At 65.2% G+C, this 23,992-nt stretch carries 23 protein-coding genes; 18 read left to right on the plus strand and 5 right to left on the minus strand.

The features are described 5' to 3' along the window. Positions 1-3: 3 nt before the first annotated feature. Positions 4-1,551: an altronate dehydratase family protein gene (locus RT614_RS11790; protein WP_313622296.1), complete on the plus strand. Its 1,548-nt coding sequence runs from the start codon at positions 4-6 to the stop codon at positions 1,549-1,551. 63 nt (positions 1,552-1,614) lie between these two features. Here RT614_RS11790 and RT614_RS11795 read toward each other — a convergent pair whose 3' ends face one another. Beyond that, positions 1,615-2,550 (minus strand): dihydrodipicolinate synthase family protein, encoded by a 936-nt coding sequence (locus tag RT614_RS11795; protein WP_313622297.1) that lies wholly within the window; start codon positions 2,548-2,550, stop codon positions 1,615-1,617. A 170-nt stretch (positions 2,551-2,720) separates the two neighbouring features. On the opposite strand from RT614_RS11795, the gene RT614_RS11800 reads away from it, so the two are divergent. Continuing rightward, complete coding sequence (locus RT614_RS11800; protein ID WP_313622298.1) at positions 2,721-3,617, plus strand: LysR family transcriptional regulator; 897 nt, start codon at positions 2,721-2,723, stop codon at positions 3,615-3,617. A gap of 125 nt (positions 3,618-3,742) precedes the next feature. On the opposite strand, the gene RT614_RS11805 is transcribed toward RT614_RS11800, so the two are convergent. Next, the gene (locus tag RT614_RS11805; protein WP_313622299.1) at positions 3,743-6,793 is read right to left on the minus strand and encodes an Rne/Rng family ribonuclease; all 3,051 of its coding nucleotides are present in this window, start codon (positions 6,791-6,793) and stop codon (positions 3,743-3,745) included. Between the two features lie 522 nt (positions 6,794-7,315). Between RT614_RS11805 and RT614_RS11810 the strand changes: the two genes are divergently transcribed. The 4 genes from RT614_RS11810 (at position 7,316) to msrQ (ending at position 10,720) form a co-directional block, all read left to right on the plus strand. Further along, positions 7,316-8,278 (plus strand): RluA family pseudouridine synthase, encoded by a 963-nt coding sequence (locus RT614_RS11810; RefSeq protein WP_409558451.1) that lies wholly within the window; start codon positions 7,316-7,318, stop codon positions 8,276-8,278. 1 nt (position 8,279) lies between these two features. Next, positions 8,280-8,948 (plus strand): HAD family hydrolase, encoded by a 669-nt coding sequence (locus RT614_RS11815; RefSeq protein WP_313622301.1) that lies wholly within the window; start codon positions 8,280-8,282, stop codon positions 8,946-8,948. Positions 8,949-9,098: 150 nt separating this feature from the next. Beyond that, on the plus strand, positions 9,099-10,061 hold the full coding sequence (msrP, locus tag RT614_RS11820) for a protein-methionine-sulfoxide reductase catalytic subunit MsrP (protein WP_313622476.1): 963 nt from the start codon (positions 9,099-9,101) through the stop codon (positions 10,059-10,061). 8 nt (positions 10,062-10,069) lie between these two features. Then, a complete protein-coding gene (gene msrQ, locus RT614_RS11825; RefSeq protein ID WP_313622302.1) occupies positions 10,070-10,720 on the plus strand; it encodes a protein-methionine-sulfoxide reductase heme-binding subunit MsrQ in 651 nt (216 codons plus the stop codon). Positions 10,721-10,735: 15 nt separating this feature from the next. Here msrQ and RT614_RS11830 read toward each other — a convergent pair whose 3' ends face one another. From RT614_RS11830 to RT614_RS11840, 3 genes are read right to left on the minus strand one after another with little or no spacing between them, the layout of a single operon-like run. After that, a complete protein-coding gene (locus RT614_RS11830) occupies positions 10,736-11,521 on the minus strand; it encodes an N-acetylmuramoyl-L-alanine amidase (protein WP_313622303.1) in 786 nt (261 codons plus the stop codon). A 2-nt stretch (positions 11,522-11,523) separates the two neighbouring features. Next, entirely contained in the window at positions 11,524-12,234 is a 711-nt protein-coding gene (locus tag RT614_RS11835; RefSeq protein WP_313622304.1) for an SAM-dependent methyltransferase, read from the minus strand. Continuing rightward, entirely contained in the window at positions 12,231-12,833 is a 603-nt protein-coding gene (locus RT614_RS11840; RefSeq protein WP_313622305.1) for a Maf family nucleotide pyrophosphatase, read from the minus strand. The genes RT614_RS11835 and RT614_RS11840 overlap by 4 nt, the downstream gene beginning before the upstream one ends. A gap of 177 nt (positions 12,834-13,010) precedes the next feature. Between RT614_RS11840 and RT614_RS11845 the strand changes: the two genes are divergently transcribed. The 12 genes from RT614_RS11845 (at position 13,011) to RT614_RS11900 (ending at position 23,852) form a co-directional block, all read left to right on the plus strand. Next, positions 13,011-13,649 (plus strand): YceD family protein, encoded by a 639-nt coding sequence (locus RT614_RS11845; RefSeq protein WP_409558456.1) that lies wholly within the window; start codon positions 13,011-13,013, stop codon positions 13,647-13,649. A 52-nt stretch (positions 13,650-13,701) separates the two neighbouring features. Further along, complete coding sequence (gene rpmF / locus RT614_RS11850; RefSeq protein ID WP_006218037.1) at positions 13,702-13,884, plus strand: 50S ribosomal protein L32; 183 nt, start codon at positions 13,702-13,704, stop codon at positions 13,882-13,884. Between the two features lie 59 nt (positions 13,885-13,943). Then, positions 13,944-15,011: a phosphate acyltransferase PlsX gene (plsX, locus tag RT614_RS11855; protein ID WP_313622307.1), complete on the plus strand. Its 1,068-nt coding sequence runs from the start codon at positions 13,944-13,946 to the stop codon at positions 15,009-15,011. After that, positions 15,011-15,997: a beta-ketoacyl-ACP synthase III gene (locus tag RT614_RS11860; RefSeq protein ID WP_313622308.1), complete on the plus strand. Its 987-nt coding sequence runs from the start codon at positions 15,011-15,013 to the stop codon at positions 15,995-15,997. Before plsX ends, RT614_RS11860 begins: the two co-directional genes overlap by 1 nt. Positions 15,998-16,092: 95 nt before the next feature. Beyond that, positions 16,093-17,028, plus strand: a complete 936-nt coding sequence (gene fabD / locus RT614_RS11865; RefSeq protein WP_313622309.1) for an ACP S-malonyltransferase — start codon at positions 16,093-16,095, stop codon at positions 17,026-17,028. 4 nt (positions 17,029-17,032) lie between these two features. Beyond that, entirely contained in the window at positions 17,033-17,785 is a 753-nt protein-coding gene (gene fabG / locus RT614_RS11870; RefSeq protein WP_313622310.1) for a 3-oxoacyl-ACP reductase FabG, read from the plus strand. A gap of 192 nt (positions 17,786-17,977) precedes the next feature. After that, positions 17,978-18,217, plus strand: coding sequence for an acyl carrier protein (acpP, locus tag RT614_RS11875; RefSeq protein WP_003813816.1), 240 nt, complete (start codon positions 17,978-17,980; stop codon positions 18,215-18,217). A gap of 186 nt (positions 18,218-18,403) precedes the next feature. After that, positions 18,404-19,633, plus strand: a complete 1,230-nt coding sequence (gene fabF, locus RT614_RS11880; RefSeq protein WP_313622311.1) for a beta-ketoacyl-ACP synthase II — start codon at positions 18,404-18,406, stop codon at positions 19,631-19,633. A gap of 492 nt (positions 19,634-20,125) precedes the next feature. Then, positions 20,126-20,725 (plus strand): RNA polymerase sigma factor RpoE, encoded by a 600-nt coding sequence (gene rpoE / locus RT614_RS11885; RefSeq protein WP_008161984.1) that lies wholly within the window; start codon positions 20,126-20,128, stop codon positions 20,723-20,725. A gap of 12 nt (positions 20,726-20,737) precedes the next feature. Continuing rightward, positions 20,738-21,244: a sigma-E factor negative regulatory protein gene (locus RT614_RS11890; RefSeq protein ID WP_313622312.1), complete on the plus strand. Its 507-nt coding sequence runs from the start codon at positions 20,738-20,740 to the stop codon at positions 21,242-21,244. Beyond that, positions 21,244-22,332 carry a MucB/RseB C-terminal domain-containing protein gene (locus RT614_RS11895; protein ID WP_313622313.1) on the plus strand — a complete coding sequence of 363 codons (1,089 nt, stop codon included), beginning with the start codon at positions 21,244-21,246 and terminating at the stop codon, positions 22,330-22,332. The genes RT614_RS11890 and RT614_RS11895 overlap by 1 nt, the downstream gene beginning before the upstream one ends. Positions 22,333-22,370: 38 nt before the next feature. Further along, positions 22,371-23,852 carry a DegQ family serine endoprotease gene (locus RT614_RS11900; RefSeq protein WP_313622314.1) on the plus strand — a complete coding sequence of 494 codons (1,482 nt, stop codon included), beginning with the start codon at positions 22,371-22,373 and terminating at the stop codon, positions 23,850-23,852. Positions 23,853-23,992: the final 140 nt, after the last annotated feature.

Below are 23,992 nucleotides of genomic sequence, written 5' to 3' on the forward strand. Positions count from 1 at the left end.
GATATGATCGATTTCACCGAAAAACGGGCCGCCGGTCCCGTCATCCGGCTTCATTCCGCGGACAACGTCGTGGTGGCGCGCGTGCCCATCGGCATCGGTACGGCCGTTCCGTCGGAAGGCCTCGTCAGCCGCAGCCAGGTGCCGGCCGGCCACAAGATCGCGGCGCGCGACCTGCGCGCCGGCGAGCCCATCCTGAAATACAACGTGTGCATCGGCTTTGCCGCCGCGGACATTCCCGCCGGCACCTACGTCCACTCGCACAACATGGATTTCCAGGAGTTCGACAGGGACTACGCGCACGCGCGGGACTACGTGCCAACGGCCGTCCTGCCGGAGTCCGAACAGGCGCGCTTCCAGGGTATCGTCCGCGCCAATGGGCAGGTCGCCACGCGAAACTACATCGGCATTATGGCGACGGTGAATTGCTCGGCGACCGTGGTGCACCGCATTGCCGCGGCGTTCACGCCCGAACTGATGGCGGCCTATCCGAACGTGGACGGCGTGGTGGCGCTTAGCCACGGCATGGGCTGCGGCATGGAGATGTCCGGCGAACCGATGGACCTTCTGCGCCGCACGATGGGCGGCTACGCCTGTCATGCGAATTTCGCTGGGGTGCTCATCGTCGGCCTGGGTTGTGAACGGAATCAGCTCGATGCGCTATTGAAGGACCAGGGCCTTGAGGCAGGCGCGCGGCTGAAGACCTTCATCATGCAAGAGACCGGCGGCACGCGAAAAACCATCGAGGCGGGCATCGACGCGGTCAAGGCCATGCTGCCGCAGGCCAACGACGTGACGCGAGTGCCCGTGCCGGCGCGGCACCTGACCATCGGCCTGCAGTGCGGGGGCTCGGACGGCTTTTCGTCGATCACTGCCAATCCGGCGCTTGGCGCGGCCATGGACATCCTGGTGCGCCACGGCGGCACGGCCATCCTGTCCGAGACGCCCGAAATCTACGGCGTGGAGCACACGCTGACCTCGCGCGCCCGCAGCCGCGAAGTCGGAGAGAGGCTGGTGCAGCGCATTCGCTGGTGGAAGGAAGAGTATTCGCCGGGACGCGACGTGCAGATCAACGGCAAGGTCAGTCCGGGCAACCAGATGGGCGGCCTGGCCAATATCTTCGAGAAATCGCTGGGCTCGACCATGAAGGGCGGCACGACGGCGCTGATGGAGGTGTATCGCTACGCCGAGCCCGTCCGGCAGCCGGGAATGGTCTTCATGGACACGCCCGGCTTCGATCCCGTATCGGCCACCGGACAGATTGCAGGCGGCGCAAACATGATCTGCTTTACGACCGGCCGCGGATCGATGTTCGGCGCGAAGCCGGTTCCGTCGGTGAAATTGGCTACCAATACGCCGATGTACGAAAGGCTGACGGAAGACATGGACGTCAATTGCGGCGACATCCTGGACGGCACCGCCACGCTGCAAGAGGTGGCGCAGCGCATCTTCGAGGAGATCCTGCGCGTGGCCTCGGGTGAACGCAGCAAGAGCGAACTTCTGGGCCTGGGCGACCACGAGTTCGTTCCCTGGAACATCGGCGTCGTGAGCTGATCGCGCGTTCAGCGCGCTGGCGGCGGAGGGCCTTGCACGGCCCTCCGCGGGCCGAGGGGCGTATCAGGCGTCGGACAGCGAGGCCGCGCCCGGCATGTCGAAGCCGTTCGCTTCCAGCGCCGCCTTCAGAGCGTCGGTTTGTCCGGCATTCAGATCGACCAGGGGCGGACGCACCGTGGCCCATGCGGCATCGCCGGACTTCCATGCAATGGCCGCCTTCATGGCCGGGATCATGGGAAATTGCTGGAACACGTTGCGCGTGGCGTTCAAGCCGGCCTGGCGGTCGTCGGCGTCCGCCTCCTGCCAGCGCTGCTGCAGCGCCACGATCGGGCCGGGATTGACGTTGCCGGTGGCCGTGATGCAGCCGACGCCGCCGGCGCGCAACGTCTGCAGCAGGAAGGCTTCGCTGCCGGCGTAGACCTGGAACCCGCGCGGGCCGAAGCGTTCGATCATGGCGGCGGTGTTGGCCCAGTCGCCACCGCTGTCCTTCACGCCCGCCACGATGCCCGGATAGCGGTCCAGCAGCCGGTCTATCAGATCAAGGCTCAAAGGCACCTGGCTCACGGGCGGGATGTGGTACAGGTACATGCGCAGCTTGTCGTCGCCCACGCCTTCGATCAGCTCGGCGTAATAGCGGAACAACCCTTCATCGCTGACCCCTTTGTAGTAGAAGGGCGGCAACACCAACACACCCATGCTGCCGCTGCGCACCGCGTGCTGCGTAAGTGCAACGGCGTCCGGCAGCGCGCACGCGCCCGTGCCTGGCATCAGGGCCGAGGGCTCCACGCCGGCGTCGAGCAGGGCGTCCAGCAGCGTGTGCTTTTCGGCCAGTGACAGGGAATTGGCCTCGGAGTTGGTGCCGAAGATGGCCAGACCGACGGATTGCTCGCGCAACCAGCGGCAATGCTTCACGTAGCGGCCCAACGCCGGGCGATGGCGCTCATCGAATGGCGTCAGGACCGGAGAAAAAACGCCGGGAATGCGGGCAGGGGTCGTCATGTTCTCTACTCGTGTTCGGGTGGATGGAAAACGCGTGCCGCGGCGTCGCGGCGGCAACACCTGATTCTGGCACCGATCCGCCCAATGAACATCTGCTGTTTAATGGGTTCAATCCATAAAATTGTTGTGGTTTGCCGTTGCGCAAGCCACGCATCAGAAGAGGGGAGACGATGGATACTCGTTACGTGCAGAGCTTCGTGTCGGTGGTCGAAAGCGGATCGTTGGCCGAGGCCGCCCGACGGCTCGACCTGACGCCGGCCGCCATCGCGGCGCGCGTGCGCACGCTGGAAGAAGAACTGGGCGCCACGCTGGTCAAGAGGGTGGGACGCAGCGTCAAGGCGACCGAGGCAGGGTTGAAGGTGCTGGAGCGCGCGCGCTGCGTGCTGCGCGAAGTGCGCGACCTGCGCGCCAGCGCTGCCGACGACGCACCCTTGGGCGAGCTGCGCCTGGGCGTCTCGGCGTCGGCCCTGACGGGCATCATGCCTATCGTGCTGTCGCGCCTGTATCGGCGCCTGCCCAAGCTTGCCGTGTTCATGGAGCCCGGTACGTCCAATCACCTGTACCACCGCGTGATCAACGGCGACCTGGACGCGGCGTTCATCGTCAAGCCTCAATTCAACCTGTCCAAGGGCTACGCCTGGAAACAGGTGACCGAAGAGCCGCTTGTCGTGCTGGCGCCGCCGGATACGCCGGGCAATGACGCCCACGAACTGATGCGGTCGCAGCCCTTCATCCGCTATGACCGCAACGTCTGGGGAGGTCGCCTGGCGGACCAGTACCTGCGCCAGCACGGCATCGCGCCGCGCGAGCGGCTTGAGGTCGATGGCCTGATGGGCATCGCGTGCATGGTCTCCGAAGGCCTCGGCGTGTCGCTGGTGCCGGATTGGGCGCCTGACTGGCTCGATAGCCGGCGCGTCAGGCGAGTACTTCTGCCGGGCCGCGCGCCGCTGCGCCGCATGGGCATCCTCTGGGCGCGGCACATGCCTCATTCAGCCCTGGCGGAAGCGTTCGTGGAAGAAGCGGGGCGGGCACTGAACCCTCCCGAGCGTCGCAGCAGCGACGACTGAGGTCGCCTGCTTGGCTGGGGACGCCTCCAGCAATCCACCGGCCAAGAAAAACACCCCTGAAGCCGGATAGGTATCCAGCTTCAGGGGTGTGGCGTTTCAAACCGAAGCCCTTGCGGGCTTGCGGCTTAGTGGCGCGTTTCGACCTGGACCAGCGGCTCGTTCGAAACCGCAGTCACCGGCTTGCGTTCGCGGCCCAGGCGGACCGGCGTGTGCGCGGCGGCGATACGCAGTTGCGTTTGTGCGTGACGCTCCGGATCGGTTTCCACCCACTGCAGGCCAGCGGCGTTGACCACGTCATGCAGGGCTTGCGCCTTGGCGGCGGGGGCGGCGGCAGGCACCACGATGGGCTGCTGCGCGCTGACCGGGGCCACCGGGGCGGGCGCGGGAGCCACGGGGGCGGGCGACGGCGCAACCGAGGCGGCTACCGTTTCGGCCGGGGTGGCCACCGGGGCCTGGATCACCGGCTCGACCGCGGGAGCATCCACCTGCACGGGCGCGGCGGGGACGGAAGCCTCGCTGGCGGTTTCGACGCTTACCGGCGCCGTTGCCTCGGGGGCAGCGGCTTGCACGGGCTGAGCCACGGGCTCGGCGGCGGCTTGCACGGGCTCGACCTTCGAGGGCTCGGCCTGCTCGACGGCTGTTTCCTGCGTCGGAGCCGGCTGCGCAGCGGGCTGAGTGGGCTGCACCGGGGCTGCTTCGGCCGGCTGGACCGGCGCCGGGGCGGCAACGGCGTCCGACTGAACGGCGACGTCTGCAGCCTGCGTTTCGCCGGCTTCGTCGGCGCCTTCTTCCTGCTGCTCGTCGGTGCCGGACAGACCTGCTTCGTCCTGGCTGCGACGGCCGCGGCGGCTGCGGCGACGGCGGCGCTTGCGCTCGGGATCGGCGCCTTCGGCGCCTTCAACGGCCGGGATTCCGTCTGCAGTCTGTTCGACGGCGTCAGCGGTTTCCTGGGCGGACTCGGCGGCGGGCAGGGCCTCGGGCCGGGTTTCCGAACGGGATTCGGGCAGCGCGGTGGCGACCGTCTGAGCCAGGGCGGCAACCATGCTTTCCTGTTCGCTCATCGGTGCGTCGGCCTGGCCTTCCTCGCGGCGGTTGCGGCCACGGCCACGGCGGCGGTTGCGGCCGGCGCCGGTGTCTTCACCGTTGAGTTCCGCTGCCTGGTCGGGGCGGTTGGACGCCAGGGCTGCCTGGGTGGCGGCCTGCGTATCGCGTTCGCCGCGGGCTTCACCGCGGTTGCCGCGTTCGCTGTCGGAACGGCGGTTGCCGCGCACGTGGTGGCGGCCGCCTTCGGCGCTCTCGGCGCCTTCACCGCGCGCTTCGCCGCGGCGATTGCGGTTGCGGTCCGAACCGTGGCGTTCGCCACGGCGTTCCTGGCCGTCGTGGCTGCCGCGGCCCTTGCCGCGCGTGGAGGCAGCGCGCTTCGTGGTTTCTTCGGCAGCGGCGGGCGCGGGCTTGGCGGGCTCGGAGCCGCCGGTCAGCCAGCCAACCAGGCGCTTGAAGAGGCCACCCAGGCCGGCGCCCGAAGCGGGCGCGGCAGGCGCTGCGGCCGGAACAGGCGTGGACACGGGAGCGGGCTGCGAAGGCGTGATGCCCTTGACCAGCGCTTCCGGGCGAGCCTTGATTTCGCTTTCGCGCGGCTGCCAGGGGGCGTCCGTGGCCGGCGCTTCAACCAGCTCGAAGCTGGTCTTCAGTTCTTCCAGGCGCGGATCGTCGTGGCGCAGGCGTTCGATGTGGTGGTGCGGGGTTTCCAGATGCTTGTTGGGGATCAGCATCAGGTTGACCTTCAGGCGGGCTTCCATCTTGGTGATGTCGGCGCGCTTTTCGTTCAGCAGGTAGGTGGCCACGTCGACGGGAACCTGGGCGTGGACCGCCGCGGTGTTCTCCTTCATGGCCTCTTCCTGCAGCAGGCGCAGCACGTGCAGCGCGCTGGATTCAGCGTCGCGGATCACGCCGGTGCCGTTGCAGCGCGGGCAGGTGATGTGCGAGCCTTCGTTCAGGGCGGGACGCAGGCGCTGGCGGGACAATTCCATCAGGCCGAAGCGCGAGATCTTGCCCATTTGCACACGGGCGCGGTCGAAATGGAGGGCGTCACGCAGGCGCTGTTCGACGGCGCGCTGGTTCTTGCTGTCTTCCATGTCGATGAAGTCGATGACGATCAGGCCGCCCAGGTCGCGCAAGCGCAATTGGCGGGCCACTTCGTCGGCGGCTTCGGAGTTGGTGCGCAGCGCGGTTTCCTCGATGTCGGCGCCGCGGGTGGAGCGGGCGGAGTTGACGTCGACGGAGACCAGCGCTTCGGTGTGGTCGATCACGATGGCGCCGCCCGAGGGCAGCTGTACCGTGCGCGAGTACGCCGTTTCGATCTGGTGTTCGATCTGGAAACGCGAGAAGAGGGGGATGTCGTCGCGATAGCGTTTGACGCGCTGGACATTGTCCGGCATCACCACGCTCATGAAGGCGGTGGCCTGATCGGCGATTTCGTCGGTGTCGATCAGGATTTCGCCAATTTCCGGCGAGAAGTAATCGCGGATGGCCCGGATGACCAGGCTGGATTCCAGATAGATCAGGATCGGCGCGGAATTGTCGCGCGCGGCGCCATCGATGGCGGTCCAGAGCTGCAGCAGGTAGGACAGGTCCCATTGCAGTTCTTCGACGTTGCGGCCGATGCCTGCGGTGCGGGCGATGATGCTCATGCCCTGGGGCAGGTCCAGCTGCTCCATCGTGTCGCGCAGTTCCTGGCGGTCCTCGCCCTCGACGCGGCGCGAAACGCCACCGCCACGGGGGTTGTTGGGCATCAGGACCAGGTAGCGGCCGGCCAGCGAGATGAACGTGGTCAGGGCTGCGCCCTTGTTGCCGCGTTCTTCCTTTTCAACCTGGACGATCAGTTCCTGGCCTTCGCGCAGGGCGTCCTGGATGCGGGCGCTGCGAACGTCCACGCCTTCCTTGAAGAAGCTGCGGGCGACTTCCTTGAAAGGCAGAAAGCCGTGGCGGTCTTCGCCGTAGTTGACGAAGCAGGCTTCGAGGCCGGGTTCGATCCGGGTGATGACACCTTTGTAGATGTTGCCTTTGCGTTGTTCGCGGCCGGCAGTCTCGATGTCAAGGTCGATGAGTTTTTGCCCATCGACGATAGCGACGCGTAATTCTTCCTGATGCGTCGCATTGAACAGCATGCGCTTCATGAGAGGGTTTCTCCGTTGTCATGACGCGCCGATATCGGCGCGTGACCTCGGGCCACTCGGGCTGCGGCTGAAGCGAGCAAGAAATGCGGACCGTACCTGGGCGGCGCCCAGGCGTATCCGCCGCGGGTCAGGCGGGCACGTCGTGCCGTGGGGCACGGGGTTCTGTCAGCAGGAGGGTCAGCTTCACTGATTGTGGTTTGACGGAGTTGTGCTGTGAACGGCAGCTGCGGTCGGATTGGTTGCCTACACGCAGCTGGTGCTTTAAATATGCGACGATTCTTGCAGTGCTTCAGAGCCGCTTGCGGCATGCAACGGACCTGCCGGGACAGCGGGCAAAATGAATGCCACACCACTATTCCACAGGGCTCGGTTGCGCCGGCGACCAAGAGACCCAGGGGTTGAATGAGCAGGCAGTACAATGGCGGCCCGCGCGCTCGACGGAGTTGCGTGTTGGTTGCATCTCTACGCCAGGCGGCTTGTTCAGCCCCTTAAGGCTGTCCCGATTATATGTCGCTTTCCGCAATGCGCAAAGAAACTTCCACCCCACATTCCGCCTCTAAAACCGCCCCTGCCGTCCGAATGGTCGAAGTGGGCGCCGAGCATGCCGGGCAGCGCCTGGACAACTTCCTCATGCGCCTGTGCAAGGGAGTTCCCAAAACCCATATCTACAAGGCCATCCGTGGCGGCGAGGTTCGGGTTAACAAGGGACGTATCGCGGTCGACTACCGCATCGCGGAAGGCGATGTCGTGCGCATCCCCCCGCTGCGCCTGCCCGATCCGACCAAGCCCCGGCCCGTGCCCGGCGCGGAATTCCCCGTCGTGTTCGAAGACGACGCCATGCTGGTGGTGGACAAGCCCGCCGGCGTGGCCGTCCATGGCGGCAGCGGGGTGTCGTTTGGCGTGATCGAACAGTTGCGGGCCGCCCGGCCGGATGCGAAGTTCCTGGAACTGGTGCACCGGCTGGACCGCGAAACCTCTGGGCTGTTGATGGTCGCCAAGAAGCGCAGCGCGCTGCTGGCGCTGCACGCCATGCTGCGCGAGGGTCGCAGCGACAAGCATTACCTTGCGCTTGTCGAAGGCGATTGGGTAAATGACCGCCAACATATCAAGCTGGCGCTGTCCAAGTGGACCACGCAGTCCGGCGAGCGACGGGTCAAAGTGGATCCGGACGGGCAGACGGCGCATACCATCGTCACCCTGAAACAGCGGTTTGGCGGTTACAGTCTGGTCGACGCCGAACTGCGCACCGGCCGCACCCACCAGATTCGGGTGCACCTGGCAGCCAGCGGCTTTCCCATCGTGGGCGACGACAAATATGGCAGTGACGACGTCCGAGCGCAGTTCGCCCGCCAGGGTTTTGGCCGGATGTTCCTGCACGCCCACAGTCTGACCTTCCCTCATCCCCTGACGGGCGAGGCCATGACCCTTACCGCCGAGCTGCCGCCTGCTTGCCGGAATCTGCTGAAAACTCTGGAGTCGGTCTGATATGTCGTATTCACTGGTCGTCTTTGACTGGGATGGCACCCTGATGGATTCCACGCACAGCATCGTGGCCGCCATCCAGGGCGCTTGCCGGGACCTGGATCTGGCCGTGCCTTCCGCCTCCGAAGCGAGCTGGGTGATCGGTCTGTCCCTGGAAAGCGCCTTGCGCCGCGCCGTGCCCGAGCTGACACAGGCCATGCTGCCGCGCTTCCTTGAGCGCTATCGCACCCACTATCTGCTGCGCGACCCCGAATTGCGCCTGTTCGAGGGCATACAGGAACTGCTGGGTGATTTGGCCAACCAGAACGTGCGGCTGGCCGTTGCCACAGGCAAAAGCCGGGTTGGACTGACTCGCGCCTTGGCCGCCACCGGCCTGGGGCCGCTGTTCGACGCCACGCGGACGGCGGACGAAACCTTCAGCAAGCCGCATCCGGCGATGCTGCACGAGCTGATGCAGGAGCTGGATGTCGACCCCGCCCGCGTCGTGATGGTGGGCGACACCTCGCACGATCTGCAAATGGCCTGCAACGCGGGCGTTCATGGTCTGGGCGTGACCTACGGCGCGCACACGCTGAAGGAGCTGCAGGGGTGTGCACCCCAAGCGGTGCTCGACAGCGTGCCGCTGGTTCGAGACTGGTTGTTGGCGCGGGTCGCGACGGGCATTCAGTCTTAACGTCGACGCGCGGAACGTCTGCCGGGCCGCCTGGTCTATTCCATAGGCGCGCTCGCATTGCGGGCGCGCGGAATATGATGGGCTCGTGCAACGTCCATGGATGGCGACGGGCGCTTTCATCGCGCCTGCCGCGCCAAACCGGAGACCATGATGCTGATACGCAAGCCCGACGATATTGTTCCCTCCGAGATCACGACGGAATCCATTTGGCGCTCTCGCCGAGACCTGATGCTGCGCGCCGGCATGGTCGCGGCGGCGGCGGGGTTGCCGGGGTGGGCGGCGCGCAGCGCCTTTGCCCGGGATGCCGGCACTTTGCCGGGCAAAGCCAACCCGGCTTTCAGCATCATGGACAAGCAGACCTCGCTGGTCGATGTCACCTCTTACAACAATTACTACGAATTCGGCGTAGATAAGCGCGATCCCGCAGAAAATGCCGGCAAATTGCAGACACGTCCCTGGACGGTCAGCGTCGAGGGTGAAGTCGGCAAGCCGCGCACTTTCAGCGTCGACGACCTCCTCAAGCTAGCGCCCATGGAAGACCGGGTGTATCGCCTTCGCTGCGTTGAAGGGTGGTCCATGGTTATCCCGTGGGTGGGGTATTCGCTGTCCGAAGTGCTCAAGCAGGTCGAGCCCACGGGCAACGCAAAGTATGTGGAATTCGTCACCGCCGTGCAGCGTGAAAACATGCCCGGCGTGCGCGCCGCCATTCTGGACTGGCCCTACGTAGAAGGGCTGCGCATCGACGAGGCCATGCATCCCCTTACGATGCTGGTGTTTGGGGTCTATGGCCGGGTTTTGCCCAACCAGAATGGCGCGCCCTTGCGGGTGGCGATTCCCTGGAAATACGGTTTCAAGTCGGGCAAGTCGCTGGTGAAGATCCGGCTGGTCGAAAAGCCGCCGGTAACGTCCTGGGTCAAGGCGGCCCCGCAGGAATACGGCTTCTACGCCAATGTGAACCCCAACGTCGCGCATCCACGCTGGAGTCAGGCCTCTGAACGCCGGATCGGCGAGGACGGCCTGTTCACTCCCAAGCGCAAGACTCTGATGTTCAACGGCTATGGTGATCAGGTGGCGTCGCTCTACCAGGGCATGGATTTGAAGGCCAACTATTGAAGCCCGGCATGTCTGCAAGTGCGCCTCAGGCGGGGTCCGCCCCGGCCTCAGGTAAGACACAGATCTCGGCAAAAGCGGTCGCGCGCTTCAAGCCCCTGCTGTTCCTGTTGGGGCTGACGCCGTTCCTGCGCTGGATCTGGCTGGGGATGAATAATGGCCTGACCGCCAATCCCGTGGAATTCCTGACGCGATCCTCGGGGACGTGGGCGCTGGTCTGTCTGCTGGTAACGCTGGGCATCACGCCGCTGCGCCGTATCACGGGTCAGCCGGCGCTGGTGCGCGTGCGGCGCATGTGCGGCCTGTTCGCCTTCTTTTACGCCGCCATGCATTTCATGGCGTGGGTCTGGTGGGATCGAGGGTTTGATCCGGCGGAAATGGTCCGCGACATCGGCGAACGCCCCTTTATCTTGGTGGGATTTTCGGCCTTCGTGCTGATGACGGCATTGGCTGCCACCTCTACCCAGTGGGCCATGCGTCGGTTGGGAAAGCGGTGGCAGACCCTGCATCGGGCCGTCTACGCCATCGGACTGCTGGCGATCCTGCACTACTGGTGGCACAAGGCGGGCAAGAACGACCTGACGCAGCCCGCGATCTATGCCGCGGTGCTGGCCGTGCTGCTGGGATGGCGCATCGTGGCGTGGTGGCGGCGCCGGCCTTAGTCAGCGCTCTCGCCGCTACAGCATCGCCAGCATGATGGCCGCGGTCTCCGCGTCCGGCTGGCCGTCGTGCAGCGTGGGGCGGTAGTGCATCTGGAACGCGGCCAGCGTGTTGATGGTGGTGCGATCCAGAACGCCGTCCTGCGGACAGGTGTAGCCCAGTCGTTGCAGTTGCTTCTGGAACCAGGCCACATCCGGGGTTCCTTCGACCTGCAGGCGCGCCAGGTGCGCCGCGGCGCCCGTTTCGTCGTACCAGCGGCCGATGCCTGCACTGGCCAGCTCCTTCCAGGGAAATAGCGGTCCCGGGTCTACTTTCCGCTGGGGCGCGATGTCGCTATGGCCCACGACGTTCTCCGGCGCGATGGCGTGGCGCTGGATGACATCGCGCAGCAGGATGGTCAAGGCGCGCACCTGGCGCTCGTCGTACGCATGCCATACGGGCTTGCCGTCTTCGCCTTCGGTCCACCCGGCATTGACGATCTCGATGCCAATGGACGTGCTGTTCATGGCGATATTGCCGTACCAGGAGCTGGCGCCCGCGTGCCAGGCGGCGCGGTTTTCGTCTACCAGCCGGTACGTGCGGCCGTCGACGTCCACCAGATAGTGGGCGCTGACCTTGCCCTTGGATAGGAGATGCAGCGATTTGGCGTCGTCCACGGTGGTGTAGTGCAACACCACTGACCGGACGCGGCTGCTTTGGCTGACCGCCGTGATCGAGGTGTCCAGGTCGAGCCCCGCCGGTCCCCGCGCCGCGCAGCCGGCCAGCGCTGCCGCGGCCAGCAGAATGCAAAAAAGACGGAACATGGTCAACGAGCCAGGAAGAGGAAAAGCGTAGGCAGCTTGTCGAGCTGCGGCGCCGGCAGTTTTTTCCATTCCGCGATCGTGTGCGTGACGACCCATTCATCGGGGGTCGTCATTGAGCGCGCCACGCAAAGCTTCGTATCGCCCTTCAGCGTGGCCACGAGCGTGGAGAACATGGCGGCGTTGCGGTAGGGCGTCTCGATCAGCAGCTGGGTCTGGTTGTGGCGGGCGGAATGCTGCTCCCACGCGCGTAATTGCTTGGCCCGTTCAGCGGCGTCCACGGGGGCGTAACCATAGAAGGCGAAGCGCTGGCCGTCCAGGCCGCTTGCCATGAGGCCAAGGAGGATGGACGAGGGGCCCACCCACGGTCTGACGGCAATTCCCAGGCGGTGCGCCGCGTCGACCACTTTGGCGCCAGGGTCTGCGACTGCGGGGCAACCCGCTTCGGACACCAATCCGATCTCGGCGCCTTGCTTTGCCGGTTCCAGCCAGGCCTTGATCTGCGCGGCGTCTGCCTTGTCCGTCAGTGTGTGGATCGTGATTTCCTGCAGCGGACGGGTGGTGCCGATGAGCTTCAGGAAGGCGCGTGCCGTCTTGGCGTTCTCGGCGATGTAGGTGTCCAGCCGGCCAGCCAGGGTGCGTACTTCGGCGGGCAGCCACCGATCGGGCGGCGCGTCGCCAAGGCTGACGGGAATCAGGTGCAGCGCGCCGCTCATGCCGTTGCTCCCGGCGCGTCGAGCGGATCCAGTCCGAAAGTTGCCAGAAGCCGGGTCAATTCGATCAGGGGAAGGCCTATGATGGCCGTGGGATCGTCGCTCTGGATGCTTTCCATCAGGGCGATGCCCAGGCTTTCCGCCTTGGCGCTGCCTGCGGTATCGTAAGGCTCTTCGGCGCGCAGATAGGCGTCGATGGCGTGGTCCGAAAGCTTGCGGAACCGGCAGCGGGTAATGATGTCAGACTTTTCCACCCGTTGGCCGTCGGTCACTGCCAGGGCGCTGTGAAACTCCACCAGTTGTCCCGACAGCGCACGTAGTTGCGCCTGGGCCCGCGGAAAGTCTCCCGGTTTGCCAATGGGCGCGCCGTCCACCGTGGCTACCTGATCCGACCCGATCACGATGCTGTCCGGATGCTTGGCCGCAACTGCCAAGGCCTTGGCCACGGACAGGCGCAATGCCAGCGCCTCCGGCGTTTCGCCGGGTTGTGGTGTTTCGTCTACATCGGGGGAAATCGCAATAAAGGGCAGGCGCAGGCGCGACAACAGTTCTTTGCGGTAACGCGAGCTGGACGCGAGGATAAGGCTAGGCTTCTGGGGCATGCGGCATTTGACGGTAATACGTAAGTCACAGTATTATCTAACGTTTTGCGGCATTTTTGCAGGAACATCAACATGACACCCAAGGGAAAGCCCGGCGGCACAAGCCGCAGTACGGGCGGATCGGCAGGTGCTGGCAGCGATGTCACTGCGAATGTGGGCAATGCGAATGTTGGCACCGTGAATGCAGGCGCTGAGAATGCGAACCCTGCAAGCGCGGATGTCGGCATCAAGCGTATCGATGCCTTCGCTTTTGCTCGTCTGGGCAAGGCGGCGCAGGGCAGTATCGCTTTGGTGCGGCTTGCCCGAGTGGCTGACGGCTTGCCCGAGCAGCCCCTTGGCGAGGCCGGGCTGGTGAACTGGTCCGTGCAGGGCGAAGAAGGCAAGACCGGCTTGTTGCTGGGTCAGCCGCTCTTGCGTCTGCGCGTGCAGGCAAATCCGGTAGTGGTATGCCAGCGGTGCAATGCGCCGTTTGCGTATCCCGTGGACAGCGAAGTGGTGCTGCAGCTGGTCAAATCCGAAGACGACCTCGACGATGGTTACTCCGTTGCTGAACAAGGCGATGGCGACGACGACGAGGACGACGAAGGCGAAGGAAGGGATTCTGTGGCTCATCTGCCTGAAAAGGTGGTCGGGTCGCATCACTTTGATCTGTTGGCCCAGGTCGAAGATGAGCTCATTCTGAGCATTCCGTATGTGCCCAAGCATGATGTATGCCCGGGCGCGCAGGCCAAGGCCAGCGAAGCTCCTGAAGAGGAGCCCGCTGTCAAGCGTCCGTCGCCGTTTGCGGTGCTGGAACAACTGAAGCACAAAGATTGAGATCAACATCGGGCCGCATCGCGTACAATGCGCCCCGTTTCTAGGAGTCATCATGGCCGTTCAACAAAACAAGAAGTCCCCCTCCAAGCGCGGTATGCACCGCTCGCACGATTTTCTGGTGGCCCCGTCGACCGCCATCGAACCCAACACCGGTGAAACGCACCTGCGTCACCACATCAGCCCGAATGGCTTCTACCGTGGCCGCAAGGTCCTGAAGACCAAGGCCGACGAATAAGGCCCCCGGGCCGAACTCGTACTCGGACCATTTCGGCTGAGCGCTGATACCTGGCACCCGTGATACGCATCGCCATAGACTGTATGGGCGGAGACTTCGGTCTGCCCGTCACGATTCCGGCTGCGATCGAGTTCGCCCGGCAATTTCCGGACACCCGGCTATTGCTGGTCGGGCTTCCCGAGGCTATCGAAGCGGCGCTTTCAGAGCACCGCAACGTGGCGCGAGATCGCCTTGAGATCGTGGCGGCTTCCGAAGTCGTCACCATGGACGACCCGGTCGAGGTCGCCCTGCGCCGCAAAAAAGACTCCTCCATGCGCCTCGCCGCCCAGTCCGTCAAGGACGGGCGCGCGGACGCCTGCGTCTCTGCCGGCAACACCGGCGCCTGGATGGCCATTTCCCGCTACGTGCTCAAGACGCTGGACGGCATTGACCGCCCCGCGATCGCCACGTCCATTCCGAACCAGACTGGCCGCGCCACCACGGTGCTGGACCTGGGCGCGAACGTGGACTGCACGGCCGAGCACCTGCTGCAATTCGCCATCATGGGCGCCGCGCTGTCGCAGGCGGTGGACCATCGCGACAATCCCACCGTGGGCTTGCTCAACATCGGCGAAGAAGTCATCAAGGGCAACGAAGTCGTCAAGGAAGCTGCCGAACTCCTGCGCGGCAGCCCGCTGAATTTCTACGGCAACGTGGAAGGCAATGACATCTTCAAGGGCACGGTCGACGTCGTCGTCTGCGACGGCTTTGTCGGCAACGTCGTGCTCAAGTCCGTGGAAGGGCTGGCGAAGATGTTGTCCAGCGTCATCCGCGAAGAGTTCAAACGCAACCTGATCACGCTGCTGGCCGGCGCGGTCGCCAAGCCGGTGCTGAACCGCCTGCGCAACCGCGTCGACAATCGTCGCTACAACGGCGCCGCTTTGCTCGGCCTGCGTGGCGTGGTCATCAAGAGCCACGGTTCCGCGGACGTTTACGCCTTCGGTTTTGCGTTGCAGCGAGCCCGCGAAGCCGTAGTGAGTAAACTGCTGGAGCGCACCGCTCAGACGGTCGCTCAAATTACCAAGCGCGTTCAATCCGGCGATCGCCCTTCGGCGGCGTCGCCAAACGTGGCTGGGGACACCGCTTGATGGATACCGCAATGAAATATTCCGTGATCGCGGGCACTGGCAGCTTCCTGCCGGAACGCGTGGTTTCGAATGACGAACTGGCTGCGGAACTGGCGACGCGCGATATCGCCACTTCCGACGAATGGATTGTCGAGCGCACGGGCATCCGTCAGCGCCATCTGGCCGAACGCGGCGTGACCACCAGCCAGCTGGCCACCGAGGCCTCGCGCCGCGCGCTGGCCGATGCGGGTGTCGACGCGTCAGAAGTCGACCTGATCGTGGTGGCCACTTCCACCCCTGATTTCGTCTTTCCCAGTACGGCGTGCCTGGTGCAGGCCAATCTGGGCGCCAAGGGTTCCGCCGCGTTCGACGTGCAAGCCGTCTGCAGCGGTTTCGTCTACGCGCTCACCACCGCCGACAGCTTCATCCGCGCCGGCCGCGCACGCTGTGCGCTGGTGATCGGCGCCGAAGTGTTCTCGCGCATCCTGGACTGGAACGACCGCGGCACCTGCGTGCTGTTCGGCGACGGGGCCGGGGCGGTGGTCCTGAAGGCTTCCGACAAGCCCGGCATCTTGGCCGCGCAGTTGCACGCCGATGGCAGCCAGATGAAGATCCTCAGCGCCGCGGGCAACGTGGCCTACGGCGACGTGACGGGCGACCCGTTCCTGCGCATGGACGGCCAGGCCGTCTTCAAGCAGGCCGTCACCGTGCTGGACCGCTCGGCGCGCGACACCTGCGCCGAGGCCGGCGTCAGCGTCGCCGACGTCGATTGGCTGATTCCGCATCAGGCCAACGTGCGCATCCTGAATTTCCTGGCGCGCAAGCTTGACGTGCCGGTCGAGAAAGTCGTCATCACTGTCGACAGCCATGCCAATACGTCCGCGGCCAGCGTGCCGCTGGCGCTCGACGCCGCGCGCCGCGATGGCCGAGTCAAGCCTGGCCAGCTCATCCTGATGCAAGGCGTGGGCGGCGGATTCACCTGGGGCTCAGTACTGGCCCGCATGTAATGGCGAGCCCCGGCGGGGCGGCATGCGTGCCGCGACCCGTCGGTGAGCGCGCCTGGCATCCCTCACAGACACTGAATCAATCCAGACGCACAATCATGAAAATCGCTTTTGTCTTTCCTGGCCAAGGTTCGCAGGCTGTCGGCATGCTGGACGCCTGGTCCGGCGTGGCCGCGGTCACCGACACCGTGGCCCGCGCTTCGCAGGCCCTGGGGCAGGACCTCGGCGCGCTGATCGCGCAAGGCCCTGCCGAACAGCTCAACCTGACCACCAATACCCAGCCCGCGATGCTGACCGCCGGCGCCGCGTTCTACGCGGCCTGGTGTGCCGCGGGCGGCCGCAAGCCTGATGTCGTGGCCGGCCACAGCCTGGGCGAATACGCCGCGCTGACTGCCGCGGGTTCGCTGGCGCTCGAAGACGCCGTGCGACTGGTGCGCGTGCGCGCCGACGCCATGCAAGCCGCCGTGCCCGTTGGCACTGGCGCCATGGCCGCCATCCTGGGCCTGGACGACGACGCCGTCCGCGCCGCATGCGCTCAAGCCGCGCAGGGTGAAGTGGTCGAGGCCGTGAATTTCAACGCGCCGGCTCAGGTCGTGATCGCCGGTCACAAGGCTGCAGTCGAACGCGCCTGCGAACTGGCCAAGGCCGCGGGCGCCAAGCGCGCGCTGCTGCTGCCGGTATCCGCGCCGTTCCACTCCAGCCTGCTCAAGCCCGCCGCCGACGTGTTGGCCGCCGCGCTGGCCGACGTCTCCGTCTCGGCGCCGCAAGTGCAGGTCATCAACAACGTCGACGTGGCTTCGCCCACGGAACCCGGGGCAATCCGCGATGCGCTGGTGCGCCAGGCATGGCATCCTGTCCGCTGGGTCGAAACCCTGCGCGCCATGAAGGCGCAGGGCGTCACGCACGTCATCGAATGCGGTCCGGGCAAGGTGCTGACCGGCCTGACCAAGCGCATCGACCCGGAACTCACCGGCCTGGCGATCACCGACCCGGCTTCGCTGGAAGCGGCGTTGGCCGCCGTCAACGGAAACTGAACACATGGACAATACCTCGACCGAACTGCAGGGCAAGATCGCGCTGGTCACCGGCGCCACCCGTGGCATTGGCCGGGCAATCGCCCAGGAACTGGCGGGTCGCGGCGCAACGGTCGTCGGCACGGCCACCTCCGAATCGGGCGCGGCTGGCATCACGGAAGCGCTGGCACCGTTTGGCGGCCGCGGCGTGGTGCTCGACGTGACCAATCCCGAAGCCTGCGATGCGCTGATCGACGCGCTGGGCAAGGAAGGCGGCGGTCCGCACATCCTCGTCAATAACGCCGGCATCACCCGTGATACGCTGGCGATGCGCATGAAGGACGACGATTGGTCGGCGGTCATCGACACCAATCTGGCATCCGTCTTCCGCCTGTCGCGCGCCGTGCTGCGCAGCATGATGAAGGCGCGCTGGGGACGCATCATCAACGTGACGTCGGTGGTGGGTTCCAGCGGCAACGCCGGCCAGGCCAACTATGCCGCCGCCAAGGCGGGCGTGGCTGGCATGTCCCGCGCGCTGGCGCGTGAACTGGGCAGCCGCAACATCACCGTCAACTGCGTGGCTCCCGGCTTCATCGACACCGACATGACGCGCGCGCTGGGTGAAAACCAGACGGCTGCGCTGTTGCAACAGATTCCGCTTGGCCGCCTGGGTTCGCCGGCTGATATTGCTCATGCCGTGGCATTTTTGTCCGGGCCCCAGGCGGGTTACATTACCGGCACCACCCTGCACGTCAACGGCGGGATGTACATGCAATAAATCACGAATCGCGTGCGCCGCAGCCGGGCAGCCGGCAGGGCCGCGCGCGATTCACCGGAAACGCCGCACACGGTATTTCCTGCGCCGCTCTCGGCGACAGAACAGGTGCGGTGTTATTTTTGTCACGGTCAGGCGTTGCATCACTCCGCGCTTGGCTATAATTCGCGGGATTTTTCCCAATTGGAGATCTGCATGGAAAGCATCGAACAGCGCGTCAAGAAGATCGTCGCTGAACAACTTGGCGTCAACGAAGCCGAGATCAAGAACGAATCCTCCTTCCTTGACGACCTCGGTGCCGATTCGCTCGACATGGTCGAACTGGTCATGGCCCTCGAAGACGAATTCGAGACCGAGATCCCCGACGAAGAGGCCGAAAAGATCACGACCGTGCAACAAGCGATTGACTACATCAATTCGCACGGTAAGCAGTAAGCTCAGCCTATATCGTTCTGGTTGCCCGAATTCACCTCGGCCAACCGGGAATCAGGGCGGTTTCAGGAATTGCCGTGTGGTCCACCGGCGGGAAGGGCGTTGTAATGCCTGACCCGCTTTCATGTGGTCCACACGCGCAGTGCATCCCGAAAACCGCCTTTCTTTTGTCTGTTTGAGGAGTCATCCGTGAAGCGACGTGTCGTCATCACCGGCCTGGGTATCGTTTCCCCCGTAGGAAATGATCTGACCACCGCTTGGGACAATATCGTCAACGGACGTTCTGGCATCAGCCGCATCTCCCGTTTCGATCCCTCTGCCATCACCACCCACATTGCTGGCGAAGTCAAAGACTTCGACATCAGTACCTATATTTCGGCCAAGGAAGCCCGCCAGATGGATACGTTTATCCATTACGGCCTGGCCGCCGGAATGCAGGCCTGGCGCGATTGCGGTCTGGAAGTCACCGAAGCCAATGCCGAGCGCATCGGCGTGATCGTGGGTTCCGGCATCGGCGGTCTGCCGCGCATCGAAGAAACCCAGGTCGAATACCTTGCGAAGGGACCTCGCCGGATTTCTCCGTTCTTCGTTCCTGGTTCGCTGATCAACCTGATCTCCGGCCATCTGTCGATCGCCTATGGCATGAAGGGCCCGAGCTACGCGGTCGTGTCCGCATGCACCACCGGCCTGCATTGCATCGGTGACGCAGCACGCCTGATCGAATACGGCGATGCCGACGTCATGGTCGCCGGCGGCGCCGAATCGACCGTGTCGCCGCTGGGCATTGGCGGCTTTGCCGCGATGCGCGCGCTGTCGACCCGCAACGATGATCCTCAGACGGCATCGCGTCCCTGGGACCGCGACCGCGACGGCTTCGTGCTGGGCGAGGGCGCCGGTGTCCTGGTGCTTGAAGAATACGAGCACGCCAAGAAGCGCGGCGCGCGTATCTACGGTGAATTCGCCGGATACGGCATGAGCTCCGACGCTCATCACATCACCGCACCGGACAAGGACGGTCCTCGCCGCGGCGTCATCAATGCCCTGCGCAACGGTGGCCTGAACCCCGAGGACGTGCAGTACGTCAACGCGCATGGCACGTCGACGCCGCTGGGCGACAAGAACGAAACCGATGCGCTGAAGCTGGCCTTCGGAGACCACGCCAAGAACCTGGTGGTCAACTCCACCAAGTCGATGACCGGCCACTTGCTGGGCGCCGCCGGCGGTATCGAGGCCGTGTTCACGACCCTGGCCGTGTACAACCAGGTCTCGCCTCCGACGATCAACATCTTCAATCAAGATCCCGAGTGCGATCTGGATTACTGCGCCAACGAGGCGCGGCAGATGAAGATCGACGTCGGCCTGTCCAACTCGTTCGGTTTTGGCGGCACCAACGGCTCCATGGCCGTTCGCCGGGTCTGATTTGGAAGGCTCGGTCGGGGGGCGTTGGTCGTTCCGCGTACCTGTCTCGCAGCCCAGGGGCGCCACTGCGCTCCTCGGGCTGGCGCTGACTGCGGCCGTGGCAAGCGTGCTGGCGGCGGCCTCGTGGCATGGCCACGCCGGGGCTGCTCTTGCGCTGGGCGCATTTTTGCTGGTCCTGGCCGGGCTGTTACACTCGGCACGGAGCACCCCGTCCCCGGTAACGGCGCTACGTACGGCAGCCGGATCCGGCTGCTGGCAGCTTTGCCGGCCATCTGGCTGGCAAGATGCGGTTTTGCTGGACCAGCGACGGGGCCCAGCGTGGCTGACGCTCACTTTGCAGCCCTTGCCCACCGGGAGTACGGCCTTTACCACTAGCAAAATCACACTCACCGTCTGGCGACAGACGTTGCGACCCGACTCCTGGCGGCGTCTGCGCCTGCTCGCGGGGTCGGCGCGGCGCACCCGCCCGGCGCTCGGCCCACAGGAGGCGTCATGAGCGAGCGCGAAGTCGACGCCGAGCTTGTCGCGCGCGTCCAGCGGGGCGACAAGAAGGCATTTGACCTGCTGGTCCTGAAATACCAGCGCAAGATTCTTCGCCTGCTGGCCCGGATGATCCGGGATCCGGCCGAAATCGAGGACGTCGCCCAGGAAGCCTTCATCAAGGCCTACCGCGCGCTGCCGCAATTCCGGGGCGAGAGCGCTTTCTACACCTGGTTGTATCGCATCGCCATCAATACGGCGCGGAACTGGCTCGCCTCGCAAGGGCGGCGTCCCAGCGCGCCTAACGCGATTGAAACGGAAGACGGTGAAACTTTTAACGAAACCGACAACCTAACGGATATAAGCACGCCGGAATCCATGGTTGCCAGCCGCGAAATCGCCGAGACGGTGAACGCGGCCATTGAGGAATTGCCTGAAGAATTGCGCACTGCAATTGTCCTGCGTGAAATCGAAGGTATGAGTTACGAAGACATCGCCCAGAGCATGGACTGCCCCATCGGTACGGTGCGCTCCCGCATTTTTCGTGCGCGTGAAGCCATTGCCACCAAGTTGCGTCCATTGCTCGACACCGATGTCGAGCGTCGCTGGTAAGGAGTGGCAGTCATGCAAACAGCAGCCAAGTCCGTTGAGATCGCCGAGTCCTCCTGGGAGGAATCGGTCTCCGCCTGGATGGACGGAGAGGATTCCGACGATATTCTTCCCAGTCTGTTGTCCAAAGAGGGACGTCAGACCTGGGACACCTATCATCTGATCGGTGATTCCCTACGCAATTCGGACCTGGCGCTGACGCCCAGTGCGGCCTTCCAGGCCCGGCTGGCACGGGCGCTGGATGCCGAATTGCCCATCGTAGCGGCGCCCCGGCGCCGCTCGCCTTTGCGCATGGGCTTGTCCGGCCTGGCCGTAGCCGCCGCCGTGGCGACGGTCGCCTGGGTGGCGCAGCCCTACGTGACGGGTCCCTCTGCCACCGAGGTGCGCGTGCTGGCCGACGCCAGCTCCCCCGCTTCCGCCTCTGACGATTCGGGCTTGCGCGACTACCTGGAGGCCCATCGCCAGATGGCCGGCCCCAGCGCGGTGCGGCAGGTGTCGTTCGATGTCGGAGCAGGACGTTGATGGCGCTGGTGCTTCCAACGCGCTGGCCGGTGCTGGGACGTGCCGCTTCGTGGCAGGCGCACCGCGCCGGCTGGTTGGCCGCCACGCTCCTCACCGCTTTCCTTGCCGTGCCCGGCCCCGCGGCCGCCGCAGGCAGTACGCCTGCCAGCCAGACCGATGACATCGTGCAACTGCTCACGCGCATCCAGCAGGCAGCGCGCAAGCAGGACTACGCCGGCGTCTTCATGTACCAGCAAGGCGAAATGATCCAATCGTCGCGCCTCGTGCACGTCCTGGACGGCACTGGCGAGCGCGAACGCCTGGAAGTTCTGGACGGGCAGCCGCGCGAATATCTGCGCCACAACGACGACGTGCAGTGCCTCATCCCCGAGCGCAAGACCGTGCTGGTCGAGCGACGCCGCGGCGATCGCTTCCCGGGCCTGCTGCTGGGCGATCCGGCCAATCTGTCCGAGCACTACAAGATACGCGCGGAATCGGCGTTGCACCGCGTTGCGGGGCGCGAATGCCGGCTCATCACGATTGAACCGCTGGACAAGCTGCGCTACGGCTATCGCCTGTGTGCGGACGTCGAAACCAATTTGCTCCTGAAGGCGCAGACCCTGAATGCCGCGCATGGCGTGGTCGAACAGGTGTCCTTCACGTCTTTGCGTCTGGGTTCCGAAGTCGACCCGCAGTCGCTGTCCTCGCGCTGGAATACCCGCGACTGGAAGGTGCTCGAAGCCACGATGAAGCCGGTGGACCTTGCAGCACAGGGGTGGCGCATTCCGGCGCCCAAGGGCTTCAAGGCGATCATGCAGGTGTCGCGCTCGATGAAACGCGGTTCGCCGGTAAGCCAGATGGTGCTGTCCGATGGCCTGGCCGCGATCTCGGTCTTCATCGAACCCTATGATGGCCAGCGCGATCACCAGCCGCCGCATGGCGCGTCCCAGCGCGGTGCGATCAATGTGTACGGCGCGCGTATCGCGGACTTCTGGCTGACCGCGGTGGGCGAAGTGCCCGCCGGCACGCTGGAGCAGCTCGCGCAAGCCACTGAGTACGTGCCTCCCGCACCCGCGGCAGCCGCACCGACGGAGGGCGGATCCAAGTGATCCTTGCCCGTCCGCAAGCAGCAATTTCGGAGTGACTTATGAAAGCAATGACGGTGTCGAACGCTTTTTTCCGGCGCTTTCTGGCGGCTGTCGCGGCGGGGGCGATGTTGTCCGCCGCCTACGTTCCCATAACGGCGGCGCAGACGCCGCCGGCAGCCGTCGGGCTGCCCGACTTCACGGCCATCGTTGAAAAGGCCGATCCGGCCGTCGTGAACATCCGCACCACGGCCACCGTGCCGGTGCGCGGCGCCAACGGCCCGGGCGGCGGAAACGATCCCTACGAGCTCTTCCGCTGGTTCTTCGGGCCTGAATTCCAGCCGCCTGGCCAGCCGTCGCCCGGTCCGCGCCAGCGTCCCCAGCCGACGCCGGAAGAACGCACGGTGCCGCGCGGCGTAGGCTCGGGGTTCTTCGTCTCCGCCGATGGCTACATCCTGACCAACAACCACGTGGTGGTCGATGCGACGGACATCTACGTGACGCTGACCGACGGCCGTGAATTCAAGGCCAAGGTCATCGGCACCGACGAGCGCACGGACGTGGCGCTCATCAAGATCGAAGCCACCGACATGACGCCGCTGGTGATCGGCGATCCCAAGAAGCTGAAGAAGGGCCAATGGGTGCTGGCCATTGGCTCGCCGTTCGGCCTGGATTCCACCGTCACATCCGGCATCGTCAGCGCCATTGGCCGCGACACGGGCGAATACCTGCCGTTCATCCAGACCGACGTGGCGGTCAACCCCGGCAACTCGGGCGGCCCGCTGATCAACCTGGACGGCGAGGTCGTGGGCATCAATTCCCAGATCATTTCGCGCAGCGGCGGCTTCATGGGCATTTCGCTCGCGATTCCCATCGACGAAGCCATGCGCGTGGTCGACCAACTGCGCACCACCGGCAAGGTGACGCGCGGCCGTGTGGGCGTGCAGATCGGCGAAGTGGGCAAGGATGTTGCCGAGGCCATCGGACTGCCCAAGGCCGAAGGCGCCCTGGTCAGCAGCGTGGAAGCCGAGGGTCCCGCCGAGCAGGCGGGCGTGCAGCCCGGCGACGTGATCCTGAAGTTCAACAACGAGCCCATCAAGCGTTGGTCCGATCTGCCGCGCATCGTCGGTGAAACCAAGCCGGGCACGCGCGCCAATATGGAAATCTGGCGCCGTGGCAAGAGCATGACCCTGTCCGTCAAGGTTGGCGAGATTCCGACTGAAAAGGCCGCCGCGGCCGGCAAGAAGCCGGCGCCTGCCCCCGAGGTCACGAATGCGCTGGGCCTGAGCGTGGTCGACGTTCCCGCCGACGTGCAGAAGAAGCTGCGCATCAAGGGCGGCGTCCAGGTCAAGGTTGCCGAAGGCGTGGCTGGCAAGGCCGGTCTGCAGGAAGGCGACATTGTGTTGGCCCTGAACGACACCGACGTCACTGGCGCCAAGCAATTCGGCGAACTGGTGGCCAAGCTGGACAAGAGCCGCGCGGCTGGCCTGCTGGTGCGCCGCGGCGACCAGACGCAATGGGTGGCGGTGCCGGCGTCCAAGTGATGCGGCGCTGGGCCGCCGGCGCCATCAGGACGCGCGCCGCGGCCCGACACCGGTCTGAGGCCAGCAACATGCCGGGCTCCAAGGGCGGTTTTTGCCCCGGGGCGCGCCTTGGGCAAAAAAAATGGCCCAAGACCGGCTAA

This window comes from Achromobacter sp. (assembly GCF_032102605.1).
In the GTDB taxonomy this organism is placed as follows: domain Bacteria; phylum Pseudomonadota; class Gammaproteobacteria; order Burkholderiales; family Burkholderiaceae_B; genus Achromobacter.